8 protein-coding genes and 1 pseudogene are annotated in these 7,414 nt (G+C 63.2%); 1 reads left to right on the top strand and 8 read right to left on the bottom strand.

The genetic code is table 11. The annotated features are described in order from the left end of the window. Positions 1-738 precede the first annotated feature (738 nt). Positions 739-2,190 (top strand): group II intron reverse transcriptase/maturase, encoded by a 1,452-nt coding sequence (gene ltrA / locus AADX97_RS28145; RefSeq protein WP_374237535.1) that lies wholly within the window; start codon positions 739-741, stop codon positions 2,188-2,190. 167 nt (positions 2,191-2,357) lie between these two features. On the opposite strand, the gene AADX97_RS28140 is transcribed toward ltrA, so the two are convergent. The 8 genes and pseudogenes from AADX97_RS28140 to AADX97_RS28105 form a co-directional block, all read right to left on the bottom strand. Then, on the bottom strand, positions 2,358-2,582 hold the full coding sequence (locus tag AADX97_RS28140; RefSeq protein ID WP_374237534.1) for a hypothetical protein: 225 nt from the start codon (positions 2,580-2,582) through the stop codon (positions 2,358-2,360). A gap of 96 nt (positions 2,583-2,678) precedes the next feature. Continuing rightward, positions 2,679-2,942: a CopG family antitoxin gene (locus AADX97_RS28135; RefSeq protein WP_213466062.1), complete on the bottom strand. Its 264-nt coding sequence runs from the start codon at positions 2,940-2,942 to the stop codon at positions 2,679-2,681. Beyond that, a complete protein-coding gene (locus AADX97_RS28130; protein ID WP_374237533.1) occupies positions 2,935-3,219 on the bottom strand; it encodes a BrnT family toxin in 285 nt (94 codons plus the stop codon). The genes AADX97_RS28135 and AADX97_RS28130 overlap by 8 nt, the downstream gene beginning before the upstream one ends. A 186-nt stretch (positions 3,220-3,405) precedes the next feature. Beyond that, a pseudogene (locus AADX97_RS28125) lies at positions 3,406-3,726 on the bottom strand (Rpn family recombination-promoting nuclease/putative transposase); the annotation flags it as partial. Between the two features lie 425 nt (positions 3,727-4,151). Continuing rightward, complete coding sequence (locus AADX97_RS28120) at positions 4,152-4,394, bottom strand: HEPN domain-containing protein (RefSeq protein WP_374237532.1); 243 nt, start codon at positions 4,392-4,394, stop codon at positions 4,152-4,154. Beyond that, positions 4,387-4,707, bottom strand: a complete 321-nt coding sequence (locus AADX97_RS28115; RefSeq protein ID WP_374237531.1) for a nucleotidyltransferase domain-containing protein — start codon at positions 4,705-4,707, stop codon at positions 4,387-4,389. Before AADX97_RS28115 ends, AADX97_RS28120 begins: the two co-directional genes overlap by 8 nt. A 230-nt stretch (positions 4,708-4,937) precedes the next feature. Then, positions 4,938-5,987: a transposase gene (locus tag AADX97_RS28110; RefSeq protein ID WP_374238692.1), complete on the bottom strand. Its 1,050-nt coding sequence runs from the start codon at positions 5,985-5,987 to the stop codon at positions 4,938-4,940. Further along, positions 5,902-6,678 (bottom strand): transposase, encoded by a 777-nt coding sequence (locus tag AADX97_RS28105; RefSeq protein ID WP_374238693.1) that lies wholly within the window; start codon positions 6,676-6,678, stop codon positions 5,902-5,904. The genes AADX97_RS28110 and AADX97_RS28105 overlap by 86 nt, the downstream gene beginning before the upstream one ends. Positions 6,679-7,414: the final 736 nt, after the last annotated feature.

Here is a 7,414-nt window from a genome sequence, read left to right as displayed (position 1 = left end):
ACTGGAGGTGGAGGCGATCCGGCCCGATCGGTCGTTCCCGCGCAACATCAAGTCCACGAAGCCAAAACGCTTCCATCCCAACTACAAGCGCTGCCGCTAGGGCTTAACTTAATGGCATTGGTGCGACACGAGGTCGCATGTGTATTTATCAAGGAAATCAGAGAGATCCGGCGTTCTGCCGCCGGTACCCTACCGGGCCGTGCGTCGGGGGCAACCCCGAGGTGCGAAGCGTCCGGGACACGGTAGCCTCCGTCGATCCGACGGGTGACCAAACCGCGAGGGGAGGTCGCGACTGCCAGCCTCGAGGTGGTCGGGAGCCGGGGTTGAAGGGCAAGGCTAACTCAGGTGAATCGCTGTAGAGCCGCCGTTACTAAGAACATGCCAAAGAGGCTGACCAGGCATGGACCAAAAGGTGAGCAGTCAGGTCGGGGCTTCCAATGTTGGCCCCGCGCAGATGTCGCGCTGCCGGCGGAGAGGCGGAGCCTAACCCCTTCGGGAATGGTACACATGTGAAACGTGGTAAGCCCGATCGCCCCCACAAGGATGGTGGACAGCGGCCCGCAAGGGTCGACCCGCGGGCGAGCGGGTAAAGGATGCCGGAGCAAGCGAAAGCCGATCCGTAATGGGTCGGATAGGGGTTCAAGCTTTGCCCTACCCCGAAAGGGGGCAGACTTCCGGCGGGTCTTGACTCACGAAACACACCTACGACAGGCTCAACCCGACAGGTTTCTTTAGACGATGATCGCCCTCGGCATCATTGAAGGCCCTCGGGATGGGACGGCGCCCTGGTTCGCAATCGACTGGACCAGGATACGTCGTTTCGTCGGCCGACTCCAAGCGCGAATCGTGAAGGCAGTCAGAGCCGGCAAGTGGCACCGCGTGCGGTCGCTGCAACGCCTGCTCGCCAACTCGCTCGCCGCCAAACTCTTGGCGGTGCAGCGGGTGAGCTCCAATCGGGGCAAAAACACGCCGGGGGTCGATGGTGTGCTGTTGAACACCCCCGCGCGCAAGTGGCGACAAGCCCACCAGTTGAATGCGAAGGACTACCGACCAACACCGCTCAGACGGATCTACATCCCCAAGAAAAACGGAAAACGCCGCCCGCTCGGCATTCCGGTGCACGCCGACAGGGCCGAACAGGCCCTGGAGCTGCTGGCGCTGGATCCGGTGTCGGAAACCCTGGCCGACCCGTGCTCCAATGGCTTTCGCAAGGCGCGCGGGGCGCATGATGCGATCGCCGGGTGTTTTCTCGCGCTCTGTCGACGCAACTGCGCCGAATGGATTCTGGAAGGGGATATCCGGGCCTGTTTCGATGAATTGTCACATCCGTGGCTCCTCGAACATGTCCCGACGAATCAAGGGAAATTGCGGGGTTGGCTCAAGGCCGGTTTCATGGAACGCGGGGTCTTCCGTCCCACGACGCAAGGTACTCCGCAAGGGGGGATCCTCTCCCCGACGGCGGCCAACATGGCCCTCGACGGGCTGGAGCAGCGCCTGCGTGCGCGGTTCCACCCCCGTGACAAGGTCAACCTGGTCCGCTATGCGGACGACTTCATCATCACCGGCGCGTCCTTGGCGCTGCTGGCCGATGAGGTCAAACCCCTGGTGCAGCAGTTCCTCATGGAGCGAGGCCTGGAGCTGTCCGAAGCGAAAACCCGGATCGTGCATATCGACGACGGGTTCGACTTCCTCGGCTTCAATCTGCGCAAGTATTATGGAAAACTGCTCATCACACCGGCCAAACCCAGTATCGCCGCGGTTAAGGAAAAGGTCCGGACCCTCCTCGAAGCAGGCGGCAGCCTGTCGCAGGATGTGTTGATCCGGCGCCTCAATCCCCTCATTCGGGGATGGGGTTACTACTACCGCCATGTCGTGAGCAAGGAGGTCTTCAGCGACATCGATCACGCGATCTGGTGCATGACATGGAATTGGGCCAGACGGCGACATCCCCGGAAAGGTCGAAAGTGGGTCAAGGATCGCTACTATGCCCACAAGGACGGCCGAGACTGGGTGTTCACGGACGGATCGGTCACGCTCTTTCGGATGGCGAGTATCCCGATTCGACGCCATGTGAAGATCCGCGGCGACGCCAACCCCTACGACCCGCAACAGGCCGACTATTTCGTCGAGCGGCGCGGGCGTCAGCGGGGACGGCCACCCGTCGCGGCTCCTGCATGGCTCGTGACGTGACGCGTCTCAGCCACACCCCCGTTGATCGCCGGGTGCTTCACGGTGCCTTTTCAAGGCTTGAGCCGTGTGCGGTGAAAGTCGCAAGCACGGTTCTTAGGGGGCGGGGTGACCGTAAGGTCACCCTGCTACCCGACGGTTTCCCCCTCCCCCGGTGTCTGCACATGGGCCTAGTGTTCGTCGCCGACACTCATCCTCCGCACGGCCAGTAACCAATCGTCCCCGTCCGGACTGATGAGCAGTTGGTCGCCGAGGTCTTCCAACGCTTGGAGATCGACGATGCGTGCGAGCAACGGGTGTGTCTGCTCGGCGATCGTTGGACCGAATCGGCGTCGCACCAGACGGATCAGGATGTGGCGGGTTGCCTCGCGACCTTGCTCCAGGCCTTGTTCCAAGCCTTCTCGTTTCCACTGATCGGTCCAGGTTTCCAGCTGCCAGCATGGGATGGAGGCGTCATCAACCAAAACAGTCGTAACGGTTCCACCCGAGACTCAAGGTTGCAAATCCACTTCCGCAATCCGATCTTTCAGAAACATATTGACCAGTGTCTCGTCGCTGATGCCGCGGCGCTCGGCCAAGATTCGAATCTTCGCGCACAGCTCATCATCAATTGCGAAATAGTGACGTCGCGAAAGAATCCGGACATCGAAGTCGGCCTGCTCCTGCCCACCGCTTTCGGTAGCATCGTGTTGATCCCAATAATCACCAATATCCTGATAGCTATCGGCGTTGGAAACGGACGATCGGCTAGCCATAGCGTTTCACCTCATTTTGCGTCATATCGCGCGCCGAAACGATGATGGCTCGCTTATCCTTCGTATAGACAAAGAACACGCTGAGCAGTCGGCCGGCATTGGTGCGACCAAAAGCGCCGAACACATCTTCTCCATCCACATGACCTGACTCCTTGCGACGGAATCGAGGCCGGTTTTCCAGCATTTCAAGCACCTCGTACTCTTCTACACTGTGCTTCCAGCGCAGCTTCTGAACGATATCTTCGAGCCAAACAATATGTTGGATCTCCAGAGGCATCGAAAACTCCTGCCTGTCGCCTCTACGCCCGCAACATCTCCGCCGCCTCCTCGATGCTCACCCGCGCGATCTAACCTGTGCGCTACGGGAGACCCCGCTTCGTCTCCAGGCCGATCGGCTGTTTCCGAATGTGCGACGGGAGGCCTGACCCCGGGATCTGGTGACCCCGGGATCTGCGACCGCGCCGCGGCTCGCCTCGAGCCGAAACAATGCGGCACAGAGGTTGCGCTCGGGCAGGGAGCCGTCCTTGGCGAGTCGCTGCTCGTCGAGCAACAGGTAAGCCTGTCGCGGGCGATAGCGCTCGAGCACCGGCGGCGCCGGCTCGATGAGCGGCTCCAGCGTCTCGGCAGCACGCCAAGGCGTGACACCATTGTAGAGCACCACGGGCAGCACGGGCGGCAGACGTCCCGCGACACTCAGGGTCCCGGCACGAACGAGATCCTGGTAGAGCAGCCCGAGGTAGGTCTGAATCCGCACGGCAATCCAGGGAACGACGGTGGATTGGAACCGCTGTCGTGGGTGGGGTCGCGCCGGCGCGAGGTTGATGATTTGGATGTTCTCAATTGAGTAAATGGGGCACGGTTCACTTTGTGTCCCGAGGTGGGGGCGACTTCAGTCGCCCAGTCACCCGAATCCCTGCCGCTGGTGTGTCTGCATCGATCAATCGCCAACCGCCGAGTGGCGCCGGCTGACAACCGGGGGAAACCGAGGCTCAAGTTCAGGCGAAGACATCTCCGGGATGACGCTGTTTGTCCAGCATGGGAGCGTGGCCAACCTAGCGAATCCCGACGAGGAATGCGGCCGGCAGAAGTATGGGAATCCCATGCCAGGGATACGGAATTCGGGCGAATCGCGGCGCTCACCAGAACGCCCGTGTCCAGGACGATCCGCCTAGCGAAGCTCATGGACGAGTCGATCGATGTCCTCGTCGGTCAGGGCCGCTGCCTCACGACACAGGTGTCGATCAGCAGAACCAAGTCATGGACACGGCGAATGTGCCGCCCATGGGCAGCAAGAAAAGCCTTGAGTGCCTTTTCGCCCGCTTGCTGGCAGTGATAGACCGCTGTATCGGGATACGGGGGCGTACCGTCCAACAGTCGTGGGGAGGCCGAAGCAAGGTCTCGCTCAGCCTTTGCGATCCAAGCACCAACCAAGACGGCTGCGGCGTCAGCCATACAAGACGATCCCACGGGACAGCACGTCGCGATCGAACGACGACGCCACACCGGCCTGACGGTCCGATTCCGTGCGGGTACGCACAACCACATCCACGGGGACATTCACGCCATGCAAGGCATGGTAAGCCCGCCGCGCCAGGCGATAGGACGGCTCCGACTGGTCAGGCACAATCACATACAAATCCAGGTCACTGTCGCTGTCGGGTTCTCCCCAGACATAGGAACCAAACAACACAACCCGGACCGGGGCGAGCGCCGTGACGATCCGATCAGTGACTTCCCGGATCTTCGTATCGTCAATAAGTTGCATCACGAAACCGTCGGAGAATACGCCCAGAGCCAAATCTGCAAGCCGATCGACTGAGTGTCAACCATCTGAACAAGCGAACGCACCCTCACACTGACCCGCCGGCGTCGTTCCCTCGCACTCTCCCGCTCCCCTAACTCGCTCCCACGCTCCGAGACTGTGCAAGTATTCGCTCTCGCGATTGGGCGGCGCATTTTCGCCCATCAGCGCGCCGCACCAGGCGCAGGGCGCGTTCACCCGACGGCAAGATCGGGCTGGCGAAAACACTCGGCAAGACCACCGATCGCCTCACGGAGGCGCTTGCGCACCCTGGCGAGCACCCGAAAATGCACGCCGAGACCATCCCCGTCAGCGCCCGCTTCGCGGTGCGCCCGGCACAGGGCGATGAAGCCCTGGATGCCGAAGAGACTCAGCAGTCGTCGGAAGTTGTAGCAGTGAACCAATAGGGCCATTTCCCCGCGCACCTTCTCGAAGCCGCGCACCAGGAAGTGATCCCAACCCAGCCAGCGCTTCAGCGTCCCGAACGGATGTTCGCAGAGCGCAGCGCGTTGGCGCATCGCCTCGGGGGAGGCGGCCATCCGCGTACGGTGGCGATCCACGGCATCGGCATGCTCGGAGCGGTAAATTTGCCGGCTCGGGGTCTTCTCGGGCAGACAGGCGTCGCGCTGCGGGCACGCCCGGCAGTCGCGCTCGTCGCTGCGGTAACGCTGGCGCAGGACACCGTTCTTGGCCGCAGGCTGCCCGCTCGGCGCGAGGTGCCGGCCAGCCGGGCAGATGTAGACATCCAGCTCGGCGTCGTAGCGGAAGGCGCTGCCGGGCAGGCGGCCCTCGGCGTGGGCCGAGCCCTTCTTCTCGGGCAGCGGGACATAAACAGTGATGCCGCGCGCCTCGCAGGCCGCAATCTCCGCCTCGGTGAAATAGCCGCCGTCGGCGAGGATCTCCGGAGACGGGACCTCAGCCCCCTCGGGGGCAGTGTCCGCCAGGGCCTGGCGGGACTGCTCGGCCATCACCGTGAGCTGGCCGTAGTCGTTGCCGGCATTGGTGACCTCGTGAGTCAGAATCAGGCCGTGCCGATCGTCGACAACGATCTGCACGTTGTAACCGGTGACCTGCTTGCCGTTTTTGGTCAGCCTCCGGGCGTCCGGATCGGTGCGCGAGAGCTGGATCTCGCCGGTCTCGGCGAGGACCTTCAGCTGATCACGCCGGCGCCGAGCACGCTCCTGCAGCGCGGCGAGCTGCTCGGCAGTGAGTGTGGGCTGCCGGGCCGGACGCCTCGCCGGCATCGGCGGTGTCGATCTGCTCGTGGTCGCGCTCGATGTCGCGCTCCAGTGCCGCCAGCTCCCGCTCGAGCTGCTGTTTGGTTTTGATGCTGCCCGCACTGGCATTGCCGTTGAAGAAGCTGCCGTCCAGACCGACTCGGGTGCCGCCATACAGTCCCGGGTCACGGCACAGCAGCATGAACTGGCGATTGACCGCCTTGAGCGCCTTGGCGTTGTCTTTGCGGAAATCGGCAATCGTGTGGTCGCCCGGCTGCAGTCCCTTGAGCAGCCACATGACCTCCAGGTTGCGTTGACACTCGGCGGCCAGCCGCCGGCTGGAGTGCACCCGGTTCAGATCGCCGTAGCGATAGAGCTTGAGCAGGTCGGCCGGATCAAAAGCGGGTTGGCCCGCACCGCCTGCCCCGGCACCGTGCTTGAACCCCAGTTCACCGACATCGACCAGCAGGTCAACATCGACGCCGATCGCCCGTGCCGGGTTGTCCGCTGCGATGTCATCCTCCACGCTCGGCGGCAGCAACATCGGCTGGCTCGGCTCAAAGCCGCGCTTGTAGCGCCGCCCGCGCAGGGCATCGGCCACAGCGGCGGCGGCACGCTTGGGTGAAGGCGTGCCCTCATCCTCGCCCGGCGGCAAGAAGGCGAGCTGCTCGGGCGGCAGATTCGGCAGTGGGCAGGGCGTCGGCATCGGTGTGTTCACGGTCACTCCGGCGGCGGGATCTCGGCGACGATGCGGCGTATTCTAGCACTCCCGCCCCTTTGGTGAAGGGCGGTGGAATACTTGCACAGTCTCAGAGCGTGGGAGCGAGCTAAGGCCGCCCAGGGGTAGGGGCGACTTCAGTCGCCCAGGGGTAGGGGCGACTTCAGTCGCCCAGAGGTAGCGGCGACTTCAGTCGCCCAGAGGTAGCGGCGACTTCAGTCGCCCATGGGTAGCGGCGACTTCAGTCGCCCATGGGTAGCGGCGACTTCAGTCGCCCGGAAACCAAGCCGCAGGAGCGAGGGGGCGACTGAAGTCGCCCCTACACGCCCCTACACGCCCCTACACGCCCCTAAACGTCTCTATGAGGTTCCCCCGGAATTGACGTCGACGGAACCTTGTCCAGCAACCGCGCCCCGTTGGCGCGCCCGGCACGGCGGGGCGTCGGCGCCGACATCGGATCGGGGATGCGCCGGCCCCAAGCAGATCGCTCGGAACCAGGCGAGGCCGATCGGTCGCCGATCGCGTTTACCGTGGTACGTCCCCGGTTTCCTTACCTTTGCACCTCGCCTGCTGTCGTACCTACGCATCGATGCGTCTGTTACCAGCCACACCGTCCGGGTAGAGACAGCCATTACTGAGCCATCCCCCCCACAGATCCGGACGTGACCAATTCGGTCATCCGGTTCCTCGGTGATCAGGAGCGCAACACCACTCCCGACACATCACTTCGCTACCC

Source organism: Thiocapsa sp. C2-2m (assembly GCF_041903745.1).
Classification (GTDB): domain Bacteria; phylum Pseudomonadota; class Gammaproteobacteria; order Chromatiales; family Chromatiaceae; genus Thiocapsa; species Thiocapsa roseilacustris.
Note: the sequence above shows the minus strand (reverse complement) of the source record. Positions and strands in the feature narration are given on the sequence as shown.